Raw genomic sequence first — 26,104 nt, forward strand, 5'->3', positions numbered from 1 at the left:
CGTGATACGAAGGGCGAGACAGCAGGGGGACGGGGGGAGACCGTAGATGCAGTGCGTTCCAGACGCTCCGGAGGGCTGGTCCGACGTCGAGCGGGAGCTCTGGGAGGCGTTCCGGCACGGCAACGTCTTCGACCGCCGGGCGGGTGACGCGGACACCGACGACCCCTTCGGCGACGCGGTGTGGGGGCCGTCACGCACCGTGCGCGCCGAGGTGCTGGCCCAGCTGCTGCTGGCCGGCCCGGAGGCCGTCCCCGGCCGGGTCGCCTCGCTGCGGATGAACGGCGTGCAGGTCACCGGCCCGCTCAACCTGGCCGGCGGCCGGATATCCCACTACCTGGAGCTGTACGGCTGCCGCTTCGACCACAAGGTCCTGGTCTCCGAGGCCGAGGCCAGCACCCTGCGCCTGGTCGACTGCCTGCTGCCCCGTCTGGAGGCCTCCCGGCTGACCACCAGCGGCGACCTCCACCTGGCCCGCAGCCGCGTCCCCGAGGGCATCCGGCTCACCGACGCCAAGATCGGCACCGACCTGCTGCTCAACCTCGCCAAGGTCGGCGGCGACCGCTACGGCCGCGCGATCTCCGCCGACGGGATCACCATCCACCAGGACTTCGAGGCCGAACGCATCGAGGTGGACGGCGAGTTGAGCATCCGCACGGCCCGGATCGGCGGCCGGCTGTCGCTGCGCGGCGCCCAGCTGCGGGCCGCCCCGCAGAACCGCACCTGCCTCAACGCCGTCCGCGTCACGGTCGGCCACACCCTGTACCTGACCGGCTCCGCGGACACCGGCTGGATCGGCTCCCGCAGCTACTACGGCTCCGGCTACGGCCAGAACCCGTCCCCGGACGGCCCGATCACCCCGTTCCGCGCCCACGGCCGGGTCCGGCTCTCCGACAGCCGCTTCGAGGGCGCCTGCCTGATCTCCGGCGAGTTCCACCTCGAGGGCGGCGACGAGCTGTCGCTGCGCCGCATCCACACCCCCGAGCTGCGCTTCACCTGCCGCACCCGCCCGACCGGCCCGGTGTCGCTCTCCCGCGCCCGGGTCGGCAACCTGGTCGACACCCCGGGCGCCTGGCCGCGCGGCAAGCACCTGGGCCTGACCGGCTTCGTGTACGAGTGCCTGCGCCCGGCCGAGCCGTTCACCATCCAGCAGCGGATCGCCTGGCTGGAGGGCTCCTCGGTGGAGTTCCAGCCGGAGTCGTACGAGCAGCTGGCCGCCGCCCTGCGCCGCGACGGCGCCGACGACGACGCCCGCGAGGTGCTGTACGCCAAGCAGCGCCGCCGCCGGGCCACCCTGCCGCTGCCCTCCCGCGTCTGGGGCCTGGTCCAGGACGTCACGGTCGGCTACGGCTTCCGCCCCGGCCGGGCCGGCCTGTGGCTGCTGCTCGCCTGGGCGCTCGGCAGCGCCTGGTTCGCCACCCACCGGCTGCAGCCGCTGAAGGCGGACGAGAACCCGCACTGGAATCCGGTGCTGTACACCCTCAACGAGCTGCTGCCGATCATCGACCTCAACCAGGGCGCCTGGAACCCGGGCGGAGTCGAGCAGTGGCTCTCCGCCGGACTGGTCGTCGTCGGCTGGCTGCTGGCCTCCACCTTCGTCGCCGGCGCCACCAGGATGCTGCAGCGCGGGTAGCGCCTGTCTCCTGGATCCTCGCCCGGCGCGAAACGGGGCGGCACGCCCCGCCCCGGGGGAACTACGCTGTCCGCCGTGACAGAACGGCTCCCGCTCTTCCCGCTGAACACCGTGCTCTACCCGGGCCTGGTGCTGCCCCTCAACGTCTTCGAGGAGCGCTACCGCCGTCTCGTCGCCGACCTGCTGGAACGCCCCGAGGACGAACCGCGCCGGTTCGGCGTGGTCGCCATCAAGGACGGCCGCGAGGTCGCCCCGGTGCGCCCCGAGGACGGCCCGGCCGGGCCGCTCGACGGCCTCGGCACCGTCACCGGGGACCCGCTGGAGGCGGTCTTCCACCTCGGCTGCGTGGCGGACGTCTCGTCCGCCACGCAGCAGCCGGACGGCCGCTACGAGCTGCTGGTCACCGGCACCACCCGCTTCGTACTGCGCTCGGTCGACGCCTCCGGACCGTACCTCACCGGCGAGATCGAGCCCGTCGAGGAGCGCTCCGGCGAAGGCTCCGGCGCCCTGGCCGCCGAGGTCGAGCGGGCGTTCCGGGTCTACCAGAAGCGGCTGGCCGGCGCCCGCGAGGCCAGCACCGTCGGCCGCCAGGAGCTGCCCGACGACCCGCAGGTGCTGTCCTACCTCGTCGCCGCGGCCTCCGTCTTCGAGACGCCGGTCAAGCAGCGGCTGCTCGCCTGCCCGGACACCGCCCAGCGGCTGCGCAGCGAACTCGACCTACTGCGCCGCGAGTCCGCGGTGCTGAGCTGGCTGCCCTCGCTGCCGGCCGTCGACCTCACCCGCCAGTCCTTCAGCCCGAACTGAACCAGGACCCCTCACCCCATGGCCAAGAAGCCGAAGAAGGGCGGCCAGGGCACCCCGGCCACCGTCGCCCTGGAGACCGCCGCCGTCCCGTTCACCGTTCACACCTACGAGCACGACCCGGCCGCCGCCTCCTACGGCGGCGAGGCGGCCGAGGCGCTGGGCGTCACGCCGGAGCGGGTCTTCAAGACCCTCGTCGCCGACGTCGACGGCACCCTCACGGTCGGCGTCGTCCCGGTCGCCGGCCAGCTCGACCTCAAGGCCCTCGCCGCGGCGGTCGGCGGCAAACGCGCCGCCATGGCGGACCCGGCCGCCGCCGAACGCAGCAGCGGCTACGTCCGCGGCGGCATCTCCCCCCTCGGCCAGCGCCGCCCCCTGCGCACCGTCGTCGACGCCAGCGCCCTCGGCCACCCCACCGTCTACGTCTCGGCGGGCCGCCGCGGCCTGGAGGTCGAACTCTCCCCCGCCGACCTCGTCGCGCTCACCAACGCCGACACCGCCCCCATCGCCCGCTGACGGACGCCCGGGGCGCAATCAGCCCTGAACCCGGTCCTCCGGCTCCGTGGGCGCCCCCGCCGGAGGCGTCCCGTACGTCCCCGCCGGCGTCCCCCAGTACGGCGGCGGGTCCTCCTCCCGCTTCCCGAACATCGCCGACAGCGCGAGCAGCACCACCATCGCCGCCATCGGCCACACCAGCAGCGCGCCCCTCGCCCCGAGCTCGATGCTCGCGTCGAAGTGCCCGCCGTTGCCGACTCGGCGCGCCTCGCCGATCAGGTTGTCGCTGGGCCCCAGCCACGTCCCGATCCGCCAGGCCCCGATCGAGCCGAGGAGCCCGCCCACGGCGAGCCCGACCGCGACCGCGATCCCGCCCCCGCGCTTGCGGGTGACCAGGAAGGCCCCGAGCGCCGTGAGGATCCCGGCGCCCAGCGCGATGAGGACGAACACCGCGTCGGCCCCGGCCCGCTGTTCGCCCTCGGGGTCCCCGTAGAGGATCCGGTCGCCGTCGACGACGAGCGGCACCTTGGGCGCGAGCCAGGCCCACAGCCCGGCCACGACCACACCGGCCAGCAGGCAGGCGAGCACCGCGCCGGCCCCGACCCGCAGTTCGGGCACCAGCCGCTGTCCGGCCGTGGGCGCCGGCACGAGCTCGGCGGGCGGCGGAAGGACGTCCCCGGCCTCCGGGGCACCCGCGGGGGGCGCGAACGGGTCGGGGGCGGCGCCCGGAACGGCCCGCACGTCGGCGTCGGTGTCGGCGTCGGAGCGATCCGGAGGTGTGTTCGGTACGGTCACGGTCCCCATCGTTTCACGTCGGCCACCGGGACGACGGAACGGCCCTGTGCGCGGGGCCTACCGGGAGACGGCCCGCCGGTAGGCCCAGGTGGCGATCGACAGCGACGCCACACCCACCGCCGCGCACACCCCGAGGTCCGCCGCGACCATCCCCCAGTCGGGGTCGGGGTCGAACGTCCGGGCGAAGGCCTCCACCCCGTACGTGGACGGCAGCAGGTCCCGCAGCCACAGCACCGGCTGCGGCAGGTGGTCGACGGGCAGCACGCCGAGCAGCAGCGCCGCCGACATGCCGAGCTGCCCGAGCATGGTGGCGATCTCCTGCCGGGGGGCCAGCAGCCCGCAGGCGGCCCCCAGCCCGGACAGCGCCGCGCCGGCCAGCGGCACGACGGCCAGCAGCACCCACAGCTGCCCGAGCGGCAGCCCGAACATCACCCCGCCGATCACGGCCGTCGCGACCGTCCCCGGCAGCGTGAACGACGCGTACGCACCGGCCGCGCCGAGCACCACCGAGGCCGCCGGCACCGGCAGCGTCGCGTAGTGGTCCAGTCCACCGGTGGCCCGCAGCTTCCCGAAGTACTGCGCGAGCAGGTTGAGCGCCACGAAGGCGACGACCAGCACGCTCGACCCGGCGACCACCGACCGCGCCGCCGAGGTCTGCCCGGCGTCGACGACGCCCCGCATCATCACCAGGATGCCGACCGACTGGAAGGTCGCGACGAACAGCAGCGGGATGCGCGCCACCCGGGCCCGGGCGAGCTGCGCCCGGTAGACGGCGGCGAGCGCGGGCAGCAGCCGGGCGGAGGGGCCGAGCGGGGCCGGGGCGGCGGCCCGCCGGTCGGTCTGCGGCGGCACCGAGAGCAGCGTCACTTGGCCAGTCCTCCGTGGCGGCCGCCGAGCTTGAGGTAGGCGTCCTCAAGGCTCGGGGTGGCGAGGGTGAAATCGTCGAGCGCCGCGAAGGCCGGGCCGGTGGTGACGGCGGCGACCAGTTCGCGGGCCTCTTCGGGGGTGGTGCGGACGGTCCAGCGGCGCCCGGTGCGTTCGGCCCGGGCGGCGAGCGCGGCGACGGCGGGGACACCGGTCGGCGCCTCGTCGCGCCAGACCAGGTCGAGCCGGACGTCGCCGTCGACGAGCGCCTTGAGCCCGCCGGGCGTGTCGCAGGCGATCACCCGGCCCTCGTCGATCACGGCGACCCGGTCGAGCACGGTCTCCGCCTCGATCACGTTGTGGGTGACGAGCAGCACGGTCGTGCCGTGCTCGGCCCGGCGCCGGTCGACGGCGCTCCAGACGGCCCGCCGGGCGACCGGGTCCATCCCGGTGGTCGGCTCGTCGAGGACGAGCAGCGGCCGCTCCCCCACCAGGGCGGCCGCGAAGCAGGCGAGCCGCCGCTGCCCGCCGGACAGCTTGGCGAGCGGCCGGGCGGCGATCGGCTCCAGCCCGAGTTCGGCCAGCACCTCGGCGGCCGCGGCCCGGGCGGCCGCCCGGGAGAGCCCGCGCAGCCGGCCGGTGGTCTCGGCGGCCAGCGCGACGGTCAGCTCGTCCAGCGCCGTCGACTCCTGCCCGAGGTAGCCGAGCAGCCGCGCGGCCCGCTCGGGGTGCCGCACGATGTCGTGCCCGAGCAGTTCGACCGAGCCCGAGTCCGGCCGCAGCAGCCCGGTGAGCTGGCGCACCAGCGTGGACTTGCCGGCGCCGTTGGGGCCGAGCAGCCCGAAGATCTCGCCCTGCCGGACGGTGAGGCTGATGCCGTCGTTGGCCCGGATCTCGGTGGCGGAGGCGCCGCGCCCGCCGCGGTACGTCCGGACGAGGTCGCGTACGGCGACGCACGGCGGGGTGTCCTGGGGTGCTCTCCCGGCCGTCTCGTTCACGACCGAAGACTCTACGCGCTCACACGCGCCGACCGGACACCGGGCACCGGCCGCCGTCCACCACCCGAGACTGCACGGCGTTGCTAGTCCTCGACCACCATGGACCCGCCGGGCACCCGGGCGGCGAGTTCCTTCCAGAACCCGGCCCGGATCGCGTACCGGTCGTGCTCGTCGATCTGGTCGTCCTTGTGCGCGAGCAGCCCGAAGCGGGCGGCGTAGCGCAGCAGCTCGCCGTCGACGCGGTGCGGGATGCGCGGGTAGTCGGGCCAGAGCACGGTGAGCTTCTCGACGTCGCCGAGCCGGTCGCTCCAGCGCCGGGCGAAGACCTGCCCGACCTCGTGGGCGTCGCCGCCGATGGAGGTGATGTCCTCCTCGCGGTCGGCCCAGCGCTGTTCGGCGGTGGTGAGCTGGGCCAGCGTCGGCAGGCTGTCGCCGGCGGTGACGGACGGCTCCGGCGCGGGCCGGTCCACCCAGCCCCGGTCGGAGGACCACCGCAGCACCGGCCCGCCCGCGCCGCCGCTGCCGTTGACGTGCCCGTGCGCGTGGCCGTTCGCATGGCCGTTGGCGTGACCGGCGGAGTGGCCGTTGACGGCCGGGGTGATCGGGGTGACGGACGGGACCCGCCCGGCGAGGTCCTTGGGCGTCGGGACGACCCGCAGGGTGGCGGCGGCGGGCTGCGGCGCCCCGTTCGCGGCGGGGGCCTCGGGGGCGGCCGCGGCGGCGGGCTCGACGGCCGGCGGCACCACGCCGGGCACGACGGACGGGACGGCGGGCGGCGCGGCGAGGATCTTGGCGATCTCGTGCCGGGCGGCGCCCGACCCGGGCGCCGGGAAGACGGTGGGGGTCTCCCGCAGCGAGAACGAGCCCTCGATCCACTCGCGGTCGAGCACCCGCCTTTCGTCGGCCTCGCCGACCAGGTCCTCGGACTGGTTGAAGTCCCCGTCCGCGGCCTGCAGGGCCCACAGGTGGACGGCGACGCCGTGCTCCTTGGCGGTCATCATGCCGGGCAGCAGGTCGCCGTCGCCGGTGATCAGCACGACGTCGGCGCAGGCCCGGTTGCGGGCGAGCTCGGAGAGCTCGGCGTGCATCGCGGCGTCGACGCCCTTCTGCACCCAGCGGCCCTCGGCCCGGGTGAGCGCGCCGAGCCGCACGGTGACCCGGGGCAGGACGCGCAGCCGCCGGTGTTCCGGCATCGGGCGCCGGTCGGGCGCGGCGTCGAACCAGTAGATGCGCAGCAGCGGCAGGCCGGTCTCGGCCTCGGCGCGTTCGCGCAGGGCGCTGATCAGCGCGGTGTGGTCGACGGTGACTCTGGAGCGGGACGGGTCTCCGGCGAGCAGGCTGGCGGCGGCGCCCAGCAGGTATCCGGCATCCACCAGGACGACACAGCGGTCCATCCGCGCACCTTCTTTCCGCTCGCCCTCGGGGGTTCCGACTGGGTGGGCGGTCGCCCGTCGTCCGGGCGTGTGGGGTGAGGGGCCCCCGTGGCCGCCCGATCGTTGGGTCACCTTTTCCCACTGGTTCACCTGCCGAACCACGGGGGATGTCCCGGTACCGCAACAGCCGCCCCAACGATCCGCAAAGAAACGCGAAGGCGGGCCCCGTTCAACGACGGGGCCCGCCAAACGTCACCGCGGGCGTCAGCCGCGCAGCTCCGCGGCGACCAGCTCGGCCAGCTGGACGGCGTTGAGCGCGGCGCCCTTGCGCAGGTTGTCGTTGGAGAGGAACAGCGACAGGCCGTGCTCGACGGTCTCGTCGGCGCGGATGCGGCCGACGTAGCTCGGGTCCTTGCCCGCGGCCTGGAGCGGGGTGGGGATCTCGGACAGCTCGACGCCGGGGGCGCCGGTGAGCAGCTCGACGGCCCGCTCGGGGCTGATCGGGCGCTCGAAGCGGGCGTTGATCTGCAGCGAGTGGCCGGAGAAGACCGGGACGCGCACGCAGGTGCCGGACACCTTCAGCTCCGGGATGCCGAGGATCTTGCGGCTCTCGTGGCGGAGCTTCTGCTCCTCGTCGGTCTCGTTGGAGCCGTCCTCGACGATGGAGCCGGCCAGCGGCACCACGTTGAAGGCGATCGGCCGCCGGTAGACCTTGGGCTCGGGGAACTCGACGGCGCCGCCGTCGTGGGCGAGGCCGGCGGCGCCGTCCACGACCTTGGCGGCCTGGTCCCGCAGCTCGGCGACGCCGGCCACGCCGCTGCCGGAGACGGCCTGGTAGGTGGAGACGACGAGGGCGGCCAGGCCGGCCTCCTCGTGCAGCGGGCGCAGCACGGGCATGGCGGCCATCGTGGTGCAGTTGGGGTTGGCGATGATGCCCTTGGGGCGGTCGGCGACGGCCTCCGGGTTGACCTCGGAGACGACCAGCGGGACCTCGGGGTCGCGGCGCCAGGCGGAGGAGTTGTCGATGACGACGGCACCGGCGGCGGCGACCTTGGGGGCGAGGGCCTTGGAGGTGGAGCCGCCGGCGGAGAAGATCACGATGTCGAGGCCGGTGTAGTCGGCCGTGGCCGCGTCCTCGACGGTGACCTCGGTGCCCTGCCAGGGCAGCGTGCGCCCGGCCGAGCGGGCCGAGGCGAACAGCCGCAGCTGCTCGACCGGGCCGATACCACCGGGAAGCCCGGCGCGCTCCGCCAGGATCTCGCGGACCACGCCGCCGACCTGGCCGGTGGCCCCGACAATGCCGATCTTCATTCCGACTACTCCTCTGGATGGTGCTGTCTACAGCCGCACGCTGCCCATCATGCCTTGTCACGGGCATCGCGCGACCAGCCATTTCACTGGGTGAGAGCCGCGCTACTGGTCCAGACCACTGGCCAGCGCCAGCGCCGCCTCCACCTCGGGCCGCCCCGCCGGCAGCAGCGGCAGCCGCACGTCCGGGGTCGGGATGCGGCCCTGGGCGTGCAGCACGCCCTTGGTCACCGCCGGGTTCGGCGCCGTGAAGGCGGCCAGCGCCAGGCCGGTCAGCCGGTGCCCGAGCGCCCGCGCCCGCTCGGCGTCCCCGGCCCGCCAGGCCTCGTACAGCTCGACGAACCGGCCGGTGGCCAGGTGCGCGGAGGCCAGGATGCCGCCGGCCGCGCCGAGCGCCAGCATCGGCGCCAGGAAGGCGTCCTCGCCGGTGAGGAAGGCGAACCCCTCGGGGGTGTCGGCGAGCAGTTCCGCGGCCGCCTGGTCGAGGCCGCCGGTCGCGTACTTGACGCCCACCACGCCGTCGATCGCGGCGAGTTCGCGCAGCGCGGCGGCGGACAGCTGCTGCCCGGTGCGGTACGGGATGTGGTAGACGACCAGCGGCAGCGGGCTGCTCGCGGCCAGCGCCCGGAAGTGCGCGACGGTGCCCGCCTCGCCGGGCCGGACGAAGGCCGGCACGGTCACCAGCGCGGCGGCGGCCCGCGGCACCCGGGCGCCGAGCGCGGCCAGTGCCTCGCCGACCGCCCGGGTGTCGCCGCCGGACGCGCCGACGATCAGCCGGGCGCCGCGCGCGGCGCAGACGGCGGCGGCGGCGTCGACCACGGCGTCCCGCTCCTCGGCGGTGAGCGCGGCGGGCTCGCCGGTGGTGCCGAGCGCCACCAGGCCGGCCGCGCCGGCGTCGAGCACCTCGGCGGCCAGCTTCTCCAGCGCGTCGAGGGCGACGGAGCCGTCGGCGGCGAACGGGGTGATCAGGGGGACGTAGATGCCCTTGAGGTCCATGCCCACGATCCTGCGGCCGGGCCGATCACCAGGTCCAGTTCACATGTGTGACGCTTCTCGTAAGCTGAGCCGATGCTCGACGTCCGACGCCTGCGCCTGCTGCGCGAACTCGCCCACCTCGGCACCATCGCCGCCGTCGCCGAGGCGCTGTCCTTCAGCCCTTCGGCGGTGTCCCAGCAGCTGTCCGTCCTGGAGAAGGAGGCCGGCGTCCCGCTGCTGGAGCGCACCGGGCGGCGGGTGACGCTCACCCCGGCCGCGCTCGGGCTGGTCCGGCACGCCGAGGCGGTGCTCGCCCTGCTGGAGCAGGCGGGCGCCGAACTCGCCCACACCAAGCGGGGCTTGGCCGGACCGCTGCGGATCGGCACCTACCCCTCGGCGGCCCGCGCGATCATCCCGGGGGCGCTCGCCGAGCTGGCCGCCTGGCACCCCGGGCTGGAGCCGATGGTCACCGAGGTCGACCCGGCGGGCGTCGGCGCGGCGCTGCGCGCGGGCGAGCTGGACGTGGCGCTGGTGCACGAGTACGACCTCGTCCCGGCCGACCCGGAGCCGGGCCTGGCGCTGACCCGGCCGCTGTTCACCGAGCCGATGTACCTGGCCGGGCGCGCCCCCGGCACGATCGCCGAGCAGCGCGCCGCGCCGTGGATCATGTCCCCGCCCGGCACGCTCTGCCACACCATGACCGTCCGCGCCTGCGAGGCGGCGGGCTTCGCGCCGCGCGTCCGGCACCAGATCGACGACTTCACCACCGTGCTGGCGCTGGTCGCGGCCGGCCAGGGGGTGGCCCTGGTCCCCCACCTGGGCACGGACCGGCAGCCGCCCGGGGTCGTCCTCACCCGGCTGCCGATGTACCGCCGCACCCGCGCCGCCTTCCGCGCCGGCGCGGGCTCCCACCCGGCCATCTCGGCCTTCGTCTCGGCCCTGCACACGGCCGTGCCCCCGGGCCTGGGCGGCGGGTCCTGAGAACGGCCCGGAGCGCTGTCGGCACTCCGGGCCGCGTCCAGCCCCGCTAGCTCGCCGAGCCGGCCAGGCAGCTGGGCCCGAGCAGCTGCTTCAGGTCCCCGAACAGCGCCGGGTCCGACTTCACCCGGTGCCGGTCGAGCCGCAGCACCGTCGTCTTGTTCCGGCTCTCCAGCCGCAGCCGCACCTCGGTCGTCCCGCGGTGGCTGCCGAGCACCTCGCCGAGCCGGGCGATCAGCGGCGGGGTGACCTTCCCGCTCGGGATGTTGATCACGATCGGCGCCTCGGCGTGCGCGTTCGACAGGTCGGGCACGGACAGCTCCATGCCCATCAGCCGCGGCACGTCCTCCCGCTTGTCGAGCTTGCCGCGCACGAACACCACGGCGTCCTCGACGAGTTGCGAGGAGACCAGCTGGTAGCTCGCCGGGAAGAACATGCAGTCGATGGAGCCGGCCAGGTCCTCCACCGTCGCGATGGCCCAGGCGTTGCCCTGCTTGGTCATCTTCCGCTGGAGGCCCGAGATGATGCCGCCGATGGTGACGATCGTCCCGTCCGGCCGGTCGGCGAGGTCGGCGACGGCGCAGTCCGCCTTATCGGCGAGCACGTGCTCGATGCCGTGCAGCGGGTGCGAGGAGACGTACAGGCCGAGCATCTCCCGCTCCTGGGTGAGCAGGAAGGACTTCTCCCACTCCTCCTCGGAGAAGACGACGTCGAGCCCGAAGCTCGGCTCGTCCGCGGCGGCGTCGCCGCCGAAGAGGTCGAACTGCCCCTCGGCCTCCTTCCGCTTCACCCCCACCACGTTGTCGATCATCGGCTCGAACTGCGCGCTCAGCCCCTTGCGGGTGTGGCCGAGGGAGTCGAACGAGCCGGCCTTGATGAGGGATTCGACGGTCCGCTTGTTGCAGACCACCGACTCCACCTTGTCGAGGAAGTCGGGGAAGGAGGTGAACTTCCCCTTCGCCTTGCGGGTCCGGATCATCGACTCGACGACCGGCCCGCCGACGTTGCGGATGGCCGTCAACCCGAAGCGAACGGTGGTGTCACCGTGCGGGGTGAAGTCCGAGTCCGACTCGTTGACGTCCGGCGGCAGCACCTGGATGCCCATCTTGCGGCACTCGTTGAGGTAGACCGCGGACTTGTCCTTGTCGTCCTTGACGGAGGTCAGCAGGCCGGACATGTACTCGGCCGGGTAGTTGGCCTTGAGGTAGGCCGTCCAGTACGAGACCAGCCCGTACCCGGCGGTGTGCGCTTTGTTGAACGCGTAGCCGGAGAAGGGGACGAGGACGTCCCACACCGCCTGGATGGCCGCGTCGGAGTAGCCGCGCTCGCGGCAGCCCTTCTGGAAGGGGACGAACTCCGCCTCCAGGATCTCCTTCTTCTTCTTGCCCATCGCGCGGCGCAGCAGGTCGGCCTGGCCGAGCGAGTAGCCGGCGAGGATCTGCGCGGCCTTCTGCACCTGCTCCTGGTAGACGATCAGGCCGTAGGTCGGCCGGAGCACCTCCTCCAGGGGCTTCTCCAGCTCCGGGTGGATCGGGGTGATCTCCTGCTGGCCGTTCTTGCGCAGCGCGTAGTTGGTGTGGGAGTTGACGCCCATCGGGCCGGGTCGGTACAGCGCCAGGACGGCGGAGATGTCCTCGAAGTTGTCGGGCTTCATCAGCCGCAGCAGCGAGCGCATCGGCCCGCCGTCGAGCTGGAAGACGCCGAGCGTGTCGCCGCGGGCCAGCAGTTCGTAGGTCGGCTTGTCGTCGAGCGGCAGCTTCAGCAGCTCGATCTTCTCGCCCTTGTTCTTCTCGATCGCCTTGACGGCGTCGTCCATGATCGTCAGGTTGCGCAGGCCGAGGAAGTCCATCTTGAGGAGGCCGAGGCCTTCACAAGTCGGGTAGTCGAACTGCGTGATGGTGACGCCGTCGGTGTGCCGGGTCCAGACCGGGATGTGGTCGGTCAGCGGCTCGGCGGACATGATGACGCCGGCCGCGTGCACGCCGGGCTGGCGGATCAGGCCCTCGATGCCGCGCGCGGTGTCGATGACCTTCCGGACGTCCGGGTCGCTCTCGTACAGCCCGCGGATCTCACCGGCCTCGCCGTAGCGCGGGTGGCTGCTGTCCGTGATGCCGGACAGCGGGATGCCCTTGCCCATGACGTCCGGCGGCATCGCCTTGGTGATCCGGTCGCCCATCGCGTACGGGTAGCCGAGGACCCGGGAGGAGTCCTTGATGGCGGCCTTCGCCTTGATGGTGCCGTACGTGACGATCATGGCGACCTTGTCGGATCCCCACTTCTCCGTCACGTACCGGATCACGTCACCGCGCCGGCGCTCGTCGAAGTCGATGTCGACATCGGGCATGGAGATGCGCTCGGGGTTGAGGAAGCGCTCGAAGATCAGGCCGTGCGGGATGGGGTCGAGGTCGGTGATGCCCATCGCGTACGCGACCAGCGAGCCGGCCGCCGAACCACGGCCGGGGCCCACCGCGATGCCCTGGCTCTTCGCCCACATGATGAAGTCGGCGACCACGAGGAAGTACGCCGGGAACCCCATCTGGATGATGGTGTCCATCTCGTACTCGGCGAGCTTCTTGTGCTCCTCGTCGTAGCCCTCCGGGAAGCGCCAGTCCATGCCCTCCCAGACCTTGGACCTGAAGAAGTCCGCCTCGGACTCGAAGCCCTCCGGGATGGGGAAGCGGGGCATCAGGTTCTTGAACTTGAACATGCCCTCGGTGTCGACCCGCGAGGCGACCAGGAGCTGGCTGTTGCGGCAGCCCTCCTGCCAGGCGTCCGAGGAGTCCAGCGCGTACATCTCGGCGGCGGACTTGATGTAGTAGCCGGTGCCGTCGAAGCGGAAGCGGTCCGGGTCGGACAGGTTCTTGCCGGTCTGCACGCAGAGCAGCAGGTCGTGCGCGCCGGCGTCGGCCTCGGTGGTGTAGTGCGAGTCGTTGGTGACGACCGGGGGGATGTTCAGCTTCTTGCTGATCTCCAGCAGCCCGTCGCGGACCCGCTTCTCGATGTCGAGGCCGTGGTCCATCAGCTCCAGGAAGTAGTTCTCCTTGCCGAAGATGTCCTGGTAGTCGGCGGCCGACCTCAGCGCCTCGTCGAACTGGCCCAGCCGCAGCCGGGTCTGCACCTCGCCGGACGGGCAGCCGGTGGTCGCCATCAGGCCGCCGGACAGCTCGGAGATCAGCTCCTTGTCCATCCGGGGCCACTTCACCAGCCAGCCCTCGGCGTAGGAGCGCGAGGTCAGCTTGAAGAGGTTGTGCAGGCCCTCCTTGTTCCGGGCCCAGATGGTCTTGTGGGTGTACGCGCCGGACGCGGAGACGTCGTCCTTCTTCTGGTGCGGCTGGCCCCACAGGATGCGCTTGGTGTTGGAGCGGGACTCCGGCGCGACGTACGCCTCGATGCCGATCACCGGGGTGATCCCGGCGGCCGTGGCCTGCTTGTGGAACTCGGCGGCGCCGTACATGTTCCCGTGGTCGGTCATCGCGACGTGGGTCTGGCCCAGCCGCTCGACCTCCTTGAACATCTGCTTCAGCCGGGCGGCACCGTCCAGCATCGAGTACTCGGTGTGGACGTGCAGATGCGCGAACGGCTGATCGCTCAAGGCGGGGCCTCCGGAGTCTGGTGCTGGTCTGGTGGGCCGGCGAACGCGCAGGTCACAGGGGTTACCCCTGGAAATGGATGTGGCCCGGACCGCCTCGCGGGGTCCGGACCATCACTCACACGTTCACGCGTCTACTCTAGCCCCCTCCGGCGGGGTTCATCCCAGCCCGGCGAGTCGCGCGGCGGCGGCGTTCCTGACCTCCGGATCCTCCATCGGGTCGTCCCGCAGGTAGGCCAGGCGCTCGCGCACCGGAGGCTGGTCCGGGGCCCGCCGAACGCCGAGGAGGCGGGCATCGGACTGGCAGTCCCAGAGGGACACGGCGTACGCGGTGTCCAGTCCGCCGGTGTCGATCTCCGCCAGTGCTTCGAGGTAGGCGGGGCGCTCGTACGAGTGCGGGGTGTCGTACCAGTAGCCGCGGATCAGGGGGACGGCTTCGGCGGCCTTCGGCCCGAACCGGGCGAGGCCGCGCGCCATGTCCATCGGGCCGCACCAGACGTCGTCCGCCCACTGCCGCCTCAGCTCGGCGAGGAGCACGGGGAGGTCCCGCTCCTCGCCGTGGGACGCCAGTACCCGCAACCCCTCCCAGGCCAGCCAGCGCGTGCCGGAGGCGGCCCAGTCGCGGGCGGCGGGCACGGCGAGGGCGCCGAGCCCGCGGATGTGGTCGCCCAGCAGCACCAGCGGGCGCAGGCCGTCCGCCGTGGCGAGCGAGGGGATCAGCGGGACGAGGCCGGGGTCGGGGTCACGGCGGCGCAGGACCCTCAGCACCTCGGTCTTCTCGTCCTCCGGGACGCCCGGGTCGGCCAGCAGGGCGAGGAGCCGGGGATTGTCCAAGTCGGCCAGGGGGTTGGGCTGTTGCGGCTTCTTCCGGACCGGCGGGTACGGTTCCTCCGCACGGACGTGCAGCCGCACGACCTCCTGGGCCTCCTCGGATCCGCCGCGTGCCAGCAGGCGCAGGATCTCGGCGGCCCGGTCGTGGTGGTACTCGTCGCCGGCGGTCAGCACCTCGACCACCGGGTCGAGCGGCAGCTCCAGGTCCCGCAGGAGCCGGGCGAGGTAGAGGGCGCGCTCGTCGACCAGGATGTCCCAGACCCAGTCGTGGCGGACGCAGGCGTGGACCAGGTCGGCCGCCTCGGCGGGGTCGGCGACTGCTCGGAGCGCGCCCTCGCCCCGGCCGCGCTGGAGCAGGCCGAGGAGGGTGCTCGGCGGGGCGTAGTGATCGTCGTCCTCGGTCTCGTCGGGCATGCGCCCCATCGTGTCAGGCCCCACTCAGACCCGGACGGCCCCGGTCGCGGACGGCGGGGAGCAGTCCGGGCTGCTCGCGCAGACCGTCAGCCGCTGCCAGGCGCCGTCGCGCGGGACCCGCACGCTCCACAGCACCTCGGACGGCCGGCCGCAGACCGTGCAGAACCGCCTGCGCCCCGCGTCGGCGGGCGGCGCTTCGGCGGGATGTGCGTCGGCGGGATGTGCGTCGGCGGGATGTGCGTCGGCGGGCGGCGCGTACGGGTTGTCCGGCGTCGGGGAGGCCCACGGCGGGGACAGCGGCGGCACCGGCTGGGGCACGGGCGCGGCCGCGGGTGCGGTCGGCGCCGGGTAGTCGGCGGGCGGGGGCCCGAACCCGGTGACGGGCGGCTGCGCGGGCGGCGTGGCGGGCGGGGGCGGGGTCGCCGGGGCCGCCGGGGCCGCGGGCGGTACCGGCGGCATCGGCGGGGGCGGCGGGGCCACCGGCGGGGGCGGCGGCGCGGGAGGCACGAACGGCATCGGCGGCACCGGCGGCGCGTCGGCCCAGACCCGCACCCCGCGCACCAGGGTGCGGAAGTCGTGCCGGCACTTGCCGCAGGTGGTGAGCACGGCCTCGTCGCGCTGGTCGCCGCACCCGGGGCAGAAGGTGACGGGGCGCTCGTGGGCCTCGGTGCTCTCGCAGCGGGAGCAGATGAAGTCGGGTTCCAGCTTGGCCTGGCGGAACACCGTGCTGAAGAGCTGGAAGGGGTTGGGGTCGCGTCCGGCGGTCGCGCCGAGCACGGACACCAGCATCTTGATGCGGCGGTTCCTCGTCTGCAGCCGCTTCAGGTCCAGGTTGACGACCTTGGCGTGCTTGCAGTCCCGGCAGACGCACAGCGTGCGCACGGGCAGCCGGGAGCGCATCGCCGCCTGCTGGTACAGGAACTGGAAGGTGAGCTCGTGCTCGGCCGGGACCTCCACGGTGTCGACCTCGTACCGGCCCCGGGAGAGCCCGGCCTCGATCAGCGCGGCGAGCTCGAACACCTTCGCCCTGAGCGTGTCCGGCAGTGAGGGCGCCCGGCCCGCGGACGCCTGCTCGGAGGCGATCAGCGCGGGGATCGCCAGCAGCGCGCCGACCGCGGGCATGTCGAGCACCGCCAGGCCGGCGGCCGAGACGAACCGGACGTGGGTGGTGCCCGCCCAGCCCGCCAGGCCGTTGTTCCTCGTCCCGTTCGGGAGACCACTGGGGATCATCGGGGTCAGAACACGTCCGGGCCGTCGAACGCCGCGTCGCCGTGATGGCCGTCGTCATGGCCGTAGTCGTGGGCGTGCGCGAGGCCGTCGTCGTCGGAGGCGTGGCCGAGGGACGCCTCGGACTCGGACGATCCCGCGGCGCCGTAGCTCTCCGACACCGAGAGGTAGCTCTCGAAACCGGCCTCCGCGACCGCCACCACCTCGACGGCCTCCGCCACGTACACCTCGTTCACGTTCACGTCGACCTCGACCGCGACCTCGACCGCGACCTCGACGGCCTCGGTCTCGGAGTAGGCGAGCGAGGCGCTGCCCTCGGTCGCGCCGTAGTCGTCCGCCGCCAGGAACCCGTCCCACTCGCGCATGCGCCCCCCAAACGTCGCCGGCATCCGGGTCGGCCTGGCCACCCGGTGCACACCCGGGGATCACAATAGGGCCCAACGACGGCACGAAACCCCGAAGTTCGGGATTGGTTGAGGGACTGTGACGAGCCGGCCGGTCAGCCGGCGAGCCGCACCTCGGCAGCCCTGCGGACCTCCGGTTCCTCCATCGGGTCGTCGCGGAGGTCGGCGATCCGGCGCAGGGCGTACGGCCGGTCGGGGGCGCGCTCGACGCCGAGCAGACGGGCGTTCGCCTCGCAGTCCCACAGGGACTCCTGGTACGCCTCCGGCAGTCCGGCGGCGCCGATCGCGGCGAGCGCCTCCAGGTAGGCCGCGCGGTCGCGGGAGTGCGGGGTGTGCAGCCAGAAGCGGCGCAGCAGGGAGGCGGCGTCGGCGGCGGCCGGGCCGGAGCGGGCGAGGGCGGCGGCGAGGTAACCGGGGCCGGACCAGGTCCGGTTCGCCCAGGCCCGCTCCAGGGCGTCGAGGAGGGCCGGGACGTCCCGGGTGTCGCCGAAGCGGGCGAGGACGACGTGGGCGAGCTTCGCCGGCCAGGGGTCGGTGGAGGTGACCCACTCGCGGGCGGCGGGGAGCGCGAGGGCGTCGAGCCCGAGGACGACGCCCGTCAGGGCTCCGTGGGCGGCGCCGAGCGTGGGGACGAGCGGGAGGATGCGGGGGTCGGGGGCCCGGCAGGAGAGCTGGTCGAGGGCGTCGGACTTCCGCTCGTCGGGCTCGGCGGGGTCGGCGAGCAGGCGCAGCAGGTCGTCGTTCGGCAGCTCGGGGAGCCGGGCGCGGGCGGGGAGCGGGTCGCGCGGGGGGACGGGGATGCCCCAGCGCTCCCAGCAGCGGCCCCAGGCGTTCGGCCGGCCGCCGTCGACGATGCGCCGCCGGGCCGTATCGGCGAGGTCGTCCCACCACTCGACCGGCCAGTCCTCGGCCATCCGCTCCAGGACGGTGATCCAGCGCTCGCCGTCGCGGACGTACGCGCGCAGGGCCTCGCGGGCGTCGGCGTCGGCGCCCGCCAGCAGTGCGAGGACGTCCAGGGCGCGCCGGAAGGCGTGCGCGTCGGCGGACAGGAGCTCGGCGATCGGTCCGATCTCCAGTTTCAGGTCCCGGACGAGGCGGGCGTGGTAGCGGGCCCGCTGGTCGAGCATCGGCTCCCAGGCCCACTCGTAGCGGATGCAGGCGTGGACGAGCTCGGTCGCGGCGGCCGGGTCCTCGGAGGCGATCAGGGCGCCCTGGCCCCGGCCCCGCTGGAGGAGTCCGAGCAGGGTGTTCGCCGGTGCGTACTCGTATCGCCGTTCTGCCATGGGGTCCATCGTGCCGCATGCGCACCCGGCCCCCGCCGCGCCGCCGGCGGTAGGCCCCCCGGGCCGGGCGACGGCCCCCCGCGCTCGCCCCGAGCACGAGGGGCCGCACGAGGGGCCGCACGAGAAGTCGGCCGGTCCGACTTCTCGTACCGGTCACGACAGGTCGAAGGCGCCGCCGCCGGTGGCGTAGCCGACCGGGCACGTCAGCCGGACTCTCCACAGGCCGTGGAAGATGATGTTGGCCACGTACTCGTTGCCGTCCGAGCAGTCGATGAAGGGCTGCCAGGCGGGGCCGCTGCAGGTCTCCCAGAAGTAGGGCCCGCTGAACGCGAAGTCCCCGCAGGCGAGGTTCGCCGGCTTGTTGCCCGAGGTGATCCCGTTGCTGTGGACGGCCGGAGTGTCGCTCGCCTTCTGGAGGGTGAGCTCGGGCGAGGTCACGGTCTGCGAGGAGGTGCCGGAGTACGCCGTGAGGGCGGGCTGCGCCGCGGAGTCCGCGTGCGCGGCGGAGGTGAACGCGCCCACGGCCGAGAGGGCCAGGACCGACGCGGTGCCGAGGGCGCCGAGCGTCTTTGCGAGTGCCATGTCGTTCCACTTTCGCTGAGGCATGACGAGTCATGACCGGATGTCGGGTCGACAGGGGGCGCCCACCTGCGAGTTCGCCCCGGATCACCGGGGCGAGGGCAACGCTAGGCCAGCCGCCACGGGCGGGCGCGGGGGAAACACCGGCCGACGCTACGCATACGCTCGACCGGCCCAGGTCCCCACCCGGCAAGGATCCAGGAGGCAGGCCCTAAGGCCCTAGCCACGGATCCGCCGCCGCACCAGTTCCTTGACCTCCTCCGGCAGCGCCTGCGCCGCCAACAGGCCCGGCAGCAGCCCCGGTTCGGTGGTCACCGCGCGGAACGACCGGGCCACCGTGACGTCGTGCTCCGGGCGGTGCACCACCTCCACCGCGTCCCCCGCGCGCAACTCGCCCGGCTCGACCACCCGCAGGTAGGCGCCCGGCAGGGCCGCCTCGGTGAAGCGCCGGATCCAGCCCTCGCGCGCGAGCCAGCCCTGGAAGGTGCCGCAGGGGATGCGCGCGCAGGACACCTCCAGGACCACCTCCGGGCCGATCCGCCAGCGCTCCCCGATCAGCGCGCCGTTGACGTCCAGTCCGATCGTCGTCAGGTTCTCGCCGAACGAGCCGTCGGCCAACTCCCGCTCCAGCTCCGCCTGCCAGCCGTCCAGGTCCTCCCGGGCGTAGGCGTACACCGCCTGGTCGTCGCCGCCGTGGTTCCGCAGGTCGTACACCCGGTCCCCGGCCAGGCCGACCGCCCCCGTCCCCTTCGGCCCCGGCGCGGCCACCGCGACCGGGCCGTCCACGGGGCGCTTGTCGATCCCGGTGAGCCCGATGCCCCTCTTCCACGGGTTCGGCCGGGGCCTGCCGACGTTGACCGAGAGCAGCCGCGCACGTACGTCCATGATCCGACCGTACGGCGGGCGGGCGGCCGGTGGCCACCGCGATGGCAGACTCGGGGCCATGACTTCCCCCCTGCCCGAGCCGGACACGCAACTCTCCGATCCCGGCGTGCTCTTGCTGGACTACCTCGACTACTACCGGTCCGCGATCGGCGCCCGGATCGAGGGGATGTCCGACGCGGACCTGCGCGCCGCCCGGCTCCCGTCCGGATGGTCCACGCTCGAACTGCTCAAGCACCTCGTCCACATGGAACAGCGCTGGCTGCGCTGGGGCTTCCGGGCCGAGGACGTCCCGGCGCCCTGGGGCGACCGCGGCCCCGAGGACCGCTGGCACGTCGGCCCGCAGGAGACGGCCGCCGACCTGCTCGCCGCACTGCACGCGGGCGGCGCGTACACCCGGTCCGTCGCGTCGGGCGTGCCGCTGTCCACCGTCGCCGCGGCCGGCGGCCGCTTCCCGGACGACGGCACCCCGCGGCCCACCCTCGGCTGGATCCTGTTCCACGTCCTGCAGGAGTACGCCCGCCACGCGGGCCACCTGGACATCGTCCGGGAGCTCACCGACGGCGTCACCGGCTCGTAGCCACCGCCGATGGCACAGGAAGTCGGCCGGTCCGACTTCCTGTGCCACGGCCCGGGCTCAGTCGAGGACGAAGTAGCTCGCCCCGGAGGTCTGCACGGTCTGCCCGGGGTCCACCTCCGCCGTCACCGGCCCCTGGCAGTTCGCCGCGGCGTGCACCAGGACCGGTGAGTCCGTGCGGTTCTCGACGAAGACCCGCGGCGAGGGCGTCGCGTAGCACCCCCGCCGCGGATTCTCCTGGGCCTGCCCGTTGACCACCAGGGCCCCCGTCGCGGCCTGGGCGGGGACGGCGAGCGCGAGCACCCCGGCGGCCGCCAGCAGGCCGGCCCCCACGAAACGACGACGCATGATCGTTCTCCTTTCCACGGGCGCGCGACCGTACGCGGCGCCTCCACCGCCGATGGATTCCCCGCGGGTCCCGCCCCTGCCGGAACACCCCCGACAGCCCCTCGAACGGACGCTCCCGGTCCGACCCCGCGAACACCGCGTCCCCGTTCGCGGCCGGCCGCTCCCACCGACGCCAAATCCCTTTGCCCCGAGGCGCATCGGGGCCCGACACTGGCCGCATGCTCGGATTCCCCAGAACCGACAACGAAGCCCTCGTCGCCTCCCTGGGCGACCCACAGCGCGCCGTGGCGGCCTACCGGGAGCTGCTGCGCCGCGATCACGACGCGCGCGACGCCATCCGCGCCGGCCTGTCCCACGAGGACGCCGCCGTCCGCGAGGGCTGCTGCCGCCTCCTCGACCACCTCGTCGACACCGACTCCATGGCCCAACTCATCACCATGGCCGACGATCCCGACGCGCGGGTGCGGATCGCCGCCTTCCACGCCCTGGCCTGCGACCGCTGCAAGGGCGACACCTGCGCCCCCGGCGCGGACCGGGTCCTCGACCCCGCCCTGCGCCACCTGGCCGCCGACCCCGACCCGCAGGTCCGGTCGCGGGCCGCCGAACTCGTCGGCAAGTTCGCCCACACCGACGCCGGGGCCCTCGCCGCGCTCCGGGCCTGCCACGCCGACGACCCGAGCCCGGCCGTCCGGAAGAAGGCCGGCTGGTACCTCCCCGGCGGCACCATCTACGAGCGCACCGCCCCGCGCGCCCTCCGGTAGGCGTGGGACGTCGGCCCGGCCGACGTCCCACGCGACCACTTCGCTCAAGCCGCAGGCGGCCGGGCGACCAGCCCCGGCCGCGCCGGATCCGGGCTCCGGCCCGGGCACCGCAACGTGAGCTGCCGACCGCGCGCCCGGGGCGTCCACCCGTGGTGGAGCAACGCCTCCCGGACGACGCCGGCCACCAACCCCGGCGCCACCACCACCCCGTGCTCGAACCACGCCACCACGCGCTGCCCGTCGCCGTCCTCGCCCAGGACGACGACCCCCACCCCGGCCTCGTCACCGGGCGAGACCACCCAGCGGTACCGGGCCCCGTCGACGACGAGGCCCCGCGTGCCCTTCTTCGCGATCGCCATGCCCCGAAGCCTGCCGGATCCGGGGCACGGCCCGCGCACCCGGCGGGCACCGCCGTACCCCCTCGGGCGACAGCACCACCCGGGAACTGTTGTCAGGCACGGCGATCCCCAGGATGATCACGCCCGTGAACGTCCTCGTCATCCTGGTCCTGGGCCTCGCCGTGCCGCTCGCCTACCGCTACCGACTCGGCTCCCGCCTGCGGCAGTTCGGCCTGACGCGCTGGGTCGGCCCCCGCTTCGACCCGGCCGCGTACGGGCTCCCGCCCCGCGAACAGCTCAACGCGCACCGGGCCGGGCCGCCGCCCACCCACGAGCGCAAGGAGATCCGGGCCCTCGCGAACGACGCCCGGGACGGTGACTGGCGGGCCGCGGCCGCCTTCGTCGAAGCCGCCGGCCAGGACTGGGACGAACGCTGGTCCCGGCACGAACTCCTCCAGCAGCTCGCCGCCGAGGACGACACCTGGCTGAACGCCTGGCTCGGCGCCCGCCCCGGCGACGGCACCGCCGCCACCGTCCGCGCCCAGCTGCTCCTGCACCGCGCGTGGGCGGTCCGCGGCGCCGACTACGCGCACAACGTCCCGGCCGGCCGGATGGCCCGGTTCATGGTCCAGTCGAATGCCGCGATGGACGCCGCGCAGCAGGCCGCCGCGCTCGCGCCCGAGGACCCCGGGCCCTGGGTGGTCATGGTCACCGCCGCCCGTGGACTCCGGTACGACCGCGAGGAGTTCCGCCCGCTCTGGAAGGAACTCGTCGCCCGCGCCCCGCACCACTACGAGGGCCACGCCCAGGCCCTGCAGTACTGGTGCGCGAAGTGGGCGGGCAGCGACCAGCTGATGCTCGACTTCGCCGAACGCGCCGTGCACAAGGCACCGGCCGGCAGCCCGCTCGCGGCGGTCCACCTGCACGCGCTGCGGGAACTCACCCGGCGCAAGGGCCTCTCCGCCCTCCCGTCCTCGCGCGCGGCCAAGGACCTGCTGGAGACCGTCGCCCGCTCGCTGAACCAGGTCCCCGACGACGACCCCGACCTGCAGGGCCTCCGGCACCACCTGGCGCAGTACCTGCTCAGGGCGCGCCGCTACGACGCCGCGCTGGAGCAGTTCCGTCGCATCGGCCCCTGGTGCGGCGCGAAGCCGTGGACGGACGAGGGCGACCCCGTCGCGGCCTTCGACCTCGCCCGCGGCCTCGCGGCGCTCCGGTCCCACCCCGCGGCCAGGTCATGATCACTTCTCCCCTACCCTGTGCCGCATGACCGAAGCCCTGATGAACCTCCACCGCCAGGCCGTGGAACCGCTCCTCGCCCCGGGCGAGCGCCTGCTGGACGTCGCCACGGTCGTGCCGGTGTCCGGGGCCAAGGGCATCGGGGACGGCACGGGCGCCAAGGTCGGCAACGCCCTGGCCCGACTCGGCGCGGTGACCGGGCAGTCGGGCAGCATCGCGAGCGGCTTCCCGAGCACGGACGGCACGGTGATGCACAGGCTGCTGATGGTCACCGACCAGCGGCTCGCCTTCGTCACGTCCTCCGTCGACCGCCGCAAGCCCGGCCAGGTCATGTGGCACGCCCCCCGCCACCTGATCCAGCGGATCGAACGCCGCCCGAGGCTCCAACTGATGGCCCGCTTCCGCCTCCACTTCACCGACGGCTCCGCCGTATCCCTGTTCACCGCCCGCCGCCGCACCATCGAGTCCCTCGCCACCCACCTCGGCCGCTAGGGCTTGGACTCGGCCCGTCCTGCCGGGCGGGCCGCGCGGGAAGTCGGCCCGTCCGACGTCCCGCGCGGCAGCACGGGCCGCCCCTCAGCCGGCCGAGACCTGGAGCGCGTAGTCCACGGAGACCGCGAAGGACCCCGACGACCCCCTGATGCTCAGTGTGTGGCTGCCGGGCGCCAGCGGCTCCGCCTGCACCCACAGCCCGCAGGCCCGGGTGCTGAACCGGCCCCCGCGCTGGGTGAGCGGATTGCCCTCCACGCCGCTGATAGCCACGGTCGTCCCCTCGTACCGGTCGGGCTCCAGCGCCTTGCCGTCCAGGGTGGCGCTCCCCTTCGCCGTCGCCATGAACGCCTCGCAGTCGGCCGCCTCGCCGACGAGGTTCACCAGCGGGAACGCGACCGGCACGCCGGCGGGCACGGTGCACGAGCGCGTCACGGTCTCGCCGAAGCTGCCGGCCAGGAACCAGATGCCGCCCTTCTGCCCCTGCGCGCACAGGTGGCCGTCCCGGTCCGAGACGGGGTTCACGTCACTGGCGCTCGACGCCGCCCAGGTCCACCAGCGGCCCTGCACCTCGGCCGCGCTCAGCTTCGTCGGCGCGCCGCCGGAACCGGCAGCGGACGCCCCGGGCGACGCACCCGAGGCACTGGACGTCCCGGACGCCCCGGCGCCCGCAGACGCCGCGGGCGCCGGCGTGCTCGCGTCCGGGTGGGGCGCGGCGGGCGCGCTGGAGCATGCGCCGACCAGCGCCGTCGCGCCGACCAGCAGGGCTATGGATCTTCTGATGTGCATGCGCGAAGCGTACGAGGCCCCACCCGCCGCACCGGAAGTCGGCCCACCCGACGTCCCGCGCTGCGGCGCCCGCCGCCCGCCCCTACCGGCGGAACAGCCCGGCCCACAGGAACGGTGCCCCGAAGCGCGCCGAATCGGGCGGCTCCTCCCGCATCCGGCGCAGTTCGACCTCCTCGTAGCCGTCGAAGATCCACCGCAGCGCCTCCGGCGAGTACGCCAGCCCGCCCTGCAGCGAGCCCGCCCGGTACAGGTCCGCGTCGCCCAGCTCCGACCCCATGCCGCCCTCCCCGGCCGCGAAGCAGGTCAGCGAGAGGAGGCCGCCCGGCGCCAACACCCGCTCCAGCAGCGCCAGATAGCCGACCCGCCGGTGCGGCGCCAGGTGGTGGAAGCACCCGGAGTCGACGACCAGGTCGTACGGACCGGCCAACTCCCCTCCCGCGCGGGCGAACGCGTCACCGCACAGGAACCGGACGTCCGCCCCCGCCTCCCGCGCCCGGTCCCGCGCCCAGGCCACCGCCACCGGCGACAGGTCCACGGCGTCCACCTCGAAGCCGCGCGAGGCGAGGTACAGCGCGTTCCGCCCGGGCCCGCACCCCAGGTCCAGGGCCCGCCCGGGCGCGATCGACCCGCCCTCCACGTACCCGGCCAGGTGCTCGTCCGGCTTCGCCGCGAAGAACGGCACCGGCCGCGACCGGTCCGCGTAGAAGCCGTCCCAGAACTCCCGCCCGTCACCGGTCCGCAAGGGCGCGCCCCCGGCCCGGGGTTCCGCTGCGAAGAGCCCGTCCAGGAGCGCGAGAACGTCCTCGACGGTCCGTACGGTCCGATCCATTCGGCCCCCTCTCGAATGCCTCCGACCCTAGGCCGGGGAACGGGAAAAGACCAGGTCAGGCACCATGTGCCGAATCCCGTGAAGGCCCGCCACGGGCCCCGCCCGCCGCGGTGGGCCGCCCCACCCCGGCGCCCGCCCCCGCACCCGCCGGCGCACCCCCACAGCCCCGCCGAGGGCCACTTCCGGCCCGCGCCCGGCCCACGGGTTCCGACGGGTTTCCTCCGGCCCCGCCACCGGAACTCCCGGCCGCCTCACACCCGTTGACCCACCATGCTGATGACGGCGAGCGTGCTCCTGATGTCCCTCCCGGTCCTGGTGCCGTTCCTGCTGGCCTCGGCCCGCTACGTCGTGGTCCGCTCCGGCCGTCCCGCCGGGCTGGCCCGCCGCCTCTCCGCCCGGCGCCGGTCCGCCACCGGCCTCGGCCTCGGCGCCACCGCGACCGAGGAGTTGCACGCCCTCTTCAACGCCAACAAGCGCGTCCAGATCGAGCAGCGCCAGACCCGGCTCCTCCTGCGCGACGACGACCACGGCGACGGCGCCCCGCCCCGAGGCCTGCGGATCGACCTCGACAACGGCACCGTGACCGTCCCCCGGCGTTAGACCCCCTCCCGGTACGCCTCCAGCCGGTCCGCCAGGTCCTTCGGGTGCCCGAGCATCGGGCAGTGGTCGCCCGGCATCTCGTCCGGCCGGAAGCCGAGCCGCTCCGCGACGACCCGTCGCATCAACTCGGCCGGGAAGAAACGGTCGTCGCGCGCCAACAGGGCCCTGGTCTGCACCTCCGGCCACGCCGCCAGCGGCCACGGACTCCCGAACGGCGCCGCCGACTGCACCCGCTGGTGCCCGGCGACGAACTCGGCGGCCAGCGAGGCCGGGGTGTCGTGCAGCACCAGCGTCCGCACGTCCTCCTCGACGCCCTCGGCGACGCCGCGCCGCCGGTCGGCCTCCTGCCGGGCCGCCCCGTAGCCGGTGTTCCCCCACCACTCCCCCGGCGACTCGCCGGGCGCCGGCACCTGTGCCTGCAGCATCACCAGCAGGTCGACGGGCACCCGGTCGCACACCAGCGGCCCGGTGAACCCGCCGAACGAGTGTGCCACGAGAACGAGTTCGCGCCGCCGCTCGCCGATCGCCGCCACCACCGCGTCCGCGTACTCGGCGAGCCCGGCCGACTCGTCCTCGCACGGCAGGTCCGGCGCGACCACCTCGTGGCCCCGCCCGCGCAACTCGGCGGCCAGCGGCCCCCAGTACCACGCGTCGACCGCCGCGGCATGAATCAGCACGTACGTCGCCATCGGTTCTCCCCCGAGCGTC

At 74.2% G+C, this 26,104-nt stretch carries 27 protein-coding genes; 9 read left to right on the top strand and 18 right to left on the bottom strand.

What is annotated here, in order from left to right:
• The first annotated feature begins 46 nt into the window (after nt 1-46).
• From VM95_RS01350 to ybaK, 3 genes are all read left to right on the top strand, one after another.
• Entirely contained in the window at nt 47-1,630 is a 1,584-nt protein-coding gene (locus VM95_RS01350) for a hypothetical protein (RefSeq protein ID WP_045692091.1), read from the top strand.
• A gap of 66 nt (nt 1,631-1,696) precedes the next feature.
• The gene (locus VM95_RS01355) at nt 1,697-2,434 is read left to right on the top strand and encodes an LON peptidase substrate-binding domain-containing protein (RefSeq protein ID WP_167352884.1); all 738 of its coding nucleotides are present in this window, start codon (nt 1,697-1,699) and stop codon (nt 2,432-2,434) included.
• Nucleotides 2,435-2,452: 18 nt separating this feature from the next.
• Nucleotides 2,453-2,947 (top strand): Cys-tRNA(Pro) deacylase, encoded by a 495-nt coding sequence (gene ybaK, locus VM95_RS01360; protein WP_045692093.1) that lies wholly within the window; start codon nt 2,453-2,455, stop codon nt 2,945-2,947.
• Between the two features lie 18 nt (nt 2,948-2,965).
• Here the strand turns inward: ybaK and VM95_RS39835 are convergent, their stop codons facing one another.
• The 6 genes from VM95_RS39835 to VM95_RS01390 all read right to left on the bottom strand — a co-directional run bounded on the left by VM95_RS39835 (nt 2,966) and on the right by VM95_RS01390 (nt 9,260).
• Nucleotides 2,966-3,721 (bottom strand): hypothetical protein, encoded by a 756-nt coding sequence (locus VM95_RS39835; RefSeq protein WP_208615386.1) that lies wholly within the window; start codon nt 3,719-3,721, stop codon nt 2,966-2,968.
• A 57-nt stretch (nt 3,722-3,778) separates the two neighbouring features.
• Nucleotides 3,779-4,588 carry an ABC transporter permease gene (locus VM95_RS01370; protein ID WP_045692094.1) on the bottom strand — a complete coding sequence of 270 codons (810 nt, stop codon included), beginning with the start codon at nt 4,586-4,588 and terminating at the stop codon, nt 3,779-3,781.
• A complete protein-coding gene (locus VM95_RS01375; RefSeq protein ID WP_045692095.1) occupies nt 4,585-5,583 on the bottom strand; it encodes an ABC transporter ATP-binding protein in 999 nt (332 codons plus the stop codon). The genes VM95_RS01370 and VM95_RS01375 overlap by 4 nt, the downstream gene beginning before the upstream one ends.
• An 83-nt stretch (nt 5,584-5,666) precedes the next feature.
• The gene (locus tag VM95_RS01380) at nt 5,667-6,977 is read right to left on the bottom strand and encodes an NYN domain-containing protein (RefSeq protein WP_045692096.1); all 1,311 of its coding nucleotides are present in this window, start codon (nt 6,975-6,977) and stop codon (nt 5,667-5,669) included.
• A 243-nt stretch (nt 6,978-7,220) separates the two neighbouring features.
• Nucleotides 7,221-8,267, bottom strand: coding sequence for an aspartate-semialdehyde dehydrogenase (locus tag VM95_RS01385; protein WP_045692097.1), 1,047 nt, complete (start codon nt 8,265-8,267; stop codon nt 7,221-7,223).
• 102 nt (nt 8,268-8,369) lie between these two features.
• Complete coding sequence (locus VM95_RS01390; protein WP_045692098.1) at nt 8,370-9,260, bottom strand: dihydrodipicolinate synthase family protein; 891 nt, start codon at nt 9,258-9,260, stop codon at nt 8,370-8,372.
• A 72-nt stretch (nt 9,261-9,332) separates the two neighbouring features.
• Between VM95_RS01390 and VM95_RS01395 the strand changes: the two genes are divergently transcribed.
• Complete coding sequence (locus VM95_RS01395; RefSeq protein ID WP_045692099.1) at nt 9,333-10,220, top strand: LysR family transcriptional regulator; 888 nt, start codon at nt 9,333-9,335, stop codon at nt 10,218-10,220.
• 46 nt (nt 10,221-10,266) lie between these two features.
• Here VM95_RS01395 and dnaE read toward each other — a convergent pair whose 3' ends face one another.
• The 7 genes from dnaE to VM95_RS01430 all read right to left on the bottom strand — a co-directional run bounded on the left by dnaE (nt 10,267) and on the right by VM95_RS01430 (nt 19,429).
• Nucleotides 10,267-13,809, bottom strand: coding sequence for a DNA polymerase III subunit alpha (gene dnaE, locus VM95_RS01400; protein WP_045692100.1), 3,543 nt, complete (start codon nt 13,807-13,809; stop codon nt 10,267-10,269).
• 156 nt (nt 13,810-13,965) lie between these two features.
• A complete protein-coding gene (locus VM95_RS01405) occupies nt 13,966-15,051 on the bottom strand; it encodes a hypothetical protein (RefSeq protein WP_045692101.1) in 1,086 nt (361 codons plus the stop codon).
• Nucleotides 15,052-15,075: 24 nt separating this feature from the next.
• Nucleotides 15,076-16,281 carry a hypothetical protein gene (locus VM95_RS38450; protein ID WP_052707079.1) on the bottom strand — a complete coding sequence of 402 codons (1,206 nt, stop codon included), beginning with the start codon at nt 16,279-16,281 and terminating at the stop codon, nt 15,076-15,078.
• Nucleotides 16,282-16,286: 5 nt separating this feature from the next.
• Nucleotides 16,287-16,643 (bottom strand): hypothetical protein, encoded by a 357-nt coding sequence (locus tag VM95_RS01415; RefSeq protein WP_045692102.1) that lies wholly within the window; start codon nt 16,641-16,643, stop codon nt 16,287-16,289.
• A 134-nt stretch (nt 16,644-16,777) separates the two neighbouring features.
• Complete coding sequence (locus VM95_RS01420; RefSeq protein ID WP_052707080.1) at nt 16,778-17,965, bottom strand: hypothetical protein; 1,188 nt, start codon at nt 17,963-17,965, stop codon at nt 16,778-16,780.
• Between the two features lie 153 nt (nt 17,966-18,118).
• Nucleotides 18,119-18,547: a hypothetical protein gene (locus VM95_RS01425; RefSeq protein ID WP_045692104.1), complete on the bottom strand. Its 429-nt coding sequence runs from the start codon at nt 18,545-18,547 to the stop codon at nt 18,119-18,121.
• A gap of 216 nt (nt 18,548-18,763) precedes the next feature.
• The gene (locus tag VM95_RS01430) at nt 18,764-19,429 is read right to left on the bottom strand and encodes an MOSC domain-containing protein (RefSeq protein ID WP_045692105.1); all 666 of its coding nucleotides are present in this window, start codon (nt 19,427-19,429) and stop codon (nt 18,764-18,766) included.
• A 58-nt stretch (nt 19,430-19,487) separates the two neighbouring features.
• On the opposite strand from VM95_RS01430, the gene VM95_RS01435 reads away from it, so the two are divergent.
• Nucleotides 19,488-20,006 (top strand): DinB family protein, encoded by a 519-nt coding sequence (locus VM95_RS01435; protein WP_045692106.1) that lies wholly within the window; start codon nt 19,488-19,490, stop codon nt 20,004-20,006.
• Nucleotides 20,007-20,063: 57 nt separating this feature from the next.
• On the opposite strand, the gene VM95_RS01440 is transcribed toward VM95_RS01435, so the two are convergent.
• The gene (locus tag VM95_RS01440) at nt 20,064-20,351 is read right to left on the bottom strand and encodes a hypothetical protein (protein WP_157881966.1); all 288 of its coding nucleotides are present in this window, start codon (nt 20,349-20,351) and stop codon (nt 20,064-20,066) included.
• Between the two features lie 218 nt (nt 20,352-20,569).
• On the opposite strand from VM95_RS01440, the gene VM95_RS01445 reads away from it, so the two are divergent.
• On the top strand, nt 20,570-21,112 hold the full coding sequence (locus VM95_RS01445; RefSeq protein ID WP_045692107.1) for a HEAT repeat domain-containing protein: 543 nt from the start codon (nt 20,570-20,572) through the stop codon (nt 21,110-21,112).
• Between the two features lie 44 nt (nt 21,113-21,156).
• Here VM95_RS01445 and VM95_RS01450 read toward each other — a convergent pair whose 3' ends face one another.
• Nucleotides 21,157-21,471: a hypothetical protein gene (locus tag VM95_RS01450; RefSeq protein WP_045692108.1), complete on the bottom strand. Its 315-nt coding sequence runs from the start codon at nt 21,469-21,471 to the stop codon at nt 21,157-21,159.
• A gap of 125 nt (nt 21,472-21,596) precedes the next feature.
• Here VM95_RS01450 and VM95_RS01455 point away from each other — a divergent pair, with 125 nt between their 5' ends.
• Together VM95_RS01455 and VM95_RS41160 are read left to right on the top strand one after the other, a co-directional pair.
• Nucleotides 21,597-22,691 carry a hypothetical protein gene (locus VM95_RS01455; protein WP_052707082.1) on the top strand — a complete coding sequence of 365 codons (1,095 nt, stop codon included), beginning with the start codon at nt 21,597-21,599 and terminating at the stop codon, nt 22,689-22,691.
• Nucleotides 22,692-22,716: 25 nt separating this feature from the next.
• On the top strand, nt 22,717-23,181 hold the full coding sequence (locus tag VM95_RS41160; RefSeq protein WP_045692109.1) for a hypothetical protein: 465 nt from the start codon (nt 22,717-22,719) through the stop codon (nt 23,179-23,181).
• Nucleotides 23,182-23,265: 84 nt separating this feature from the next.
• Here the strand turns inward: VM95_RS41160 and VM95_RS44000 are convergent, their stop codons facing one another.
• Nucleotides 23,266-23,967: a signal protein gene (locus VM95_RS44000; RefSeq protein ID WP_244178568.1), complete on the bottom strand. Its 702-nt coding sequence runs from the start codon at nt 23,965-23,967 to the stop codon at nt 23,266-23,268.
• Nucleotides 23,968-24,049: 82 nt separating this feature from the next.
• Nucleotides 24,050-24,796 carry a class I SAM-dependent methyltransferase gene (locus VM95_RS01470; protein ID WP_045692110.1) on the bottom strand — a complete coding sequence of 249 codons (747 nt, stop codon included), beginning with the start codon at nt 24,794-24,796 and terminating at the stop codon, nt 24,050-24,052.
• Nucleotides 24,797-25,093: 297 nt separating this feature from the next.
• On the opposite strand from VM95_RS01470, the gene VM95_RS01475 reads away from it, so the two are divergent.
• Nucleotides 25,094-25,396 carry a DUF6191 domain-containing protein gene (locus tag VM95_RS01475; RefSeq protein ID WP_157881967.1) on the top strand — a complete coding sequence of 101 codons (303 nt, stop codon included), beginning with the start codon at nt 25,094-25,096 and terminating at the stop codon, nt 25,394-25,396.
• On the opposite strand, the gene VM95_RS01480 is transcribed toward VM95_RS01475, so the two are convergent.
• Complete coding sequence (locus VM95_RS01480) at nt 25,393-26,085, bottom strand: alpha/beta fold hydrolase (protein ID WP_045692111.1); 693 nt, start codon at nt 26,083-26,085, stop codon at nt 25,393-25,395. The two genes, VM95_RS01475 and VM95_RS01480, sit on opposite strands and share 4 nt — an antisense overlap.
• Between the last annotated feature and the right edge of the window lie 19 nt (nt 26,086-26,104).

This window comes from Streptomyces rubellomurinus (assembly GCF_000961885.1).
Taxonomy (GTDB): Bacteria; Actinomycetota; Actinomycetes; order Streptomycetales; family Streptomycetaceae; genus Kitasatospora; species Kitasatospora rubellomurina.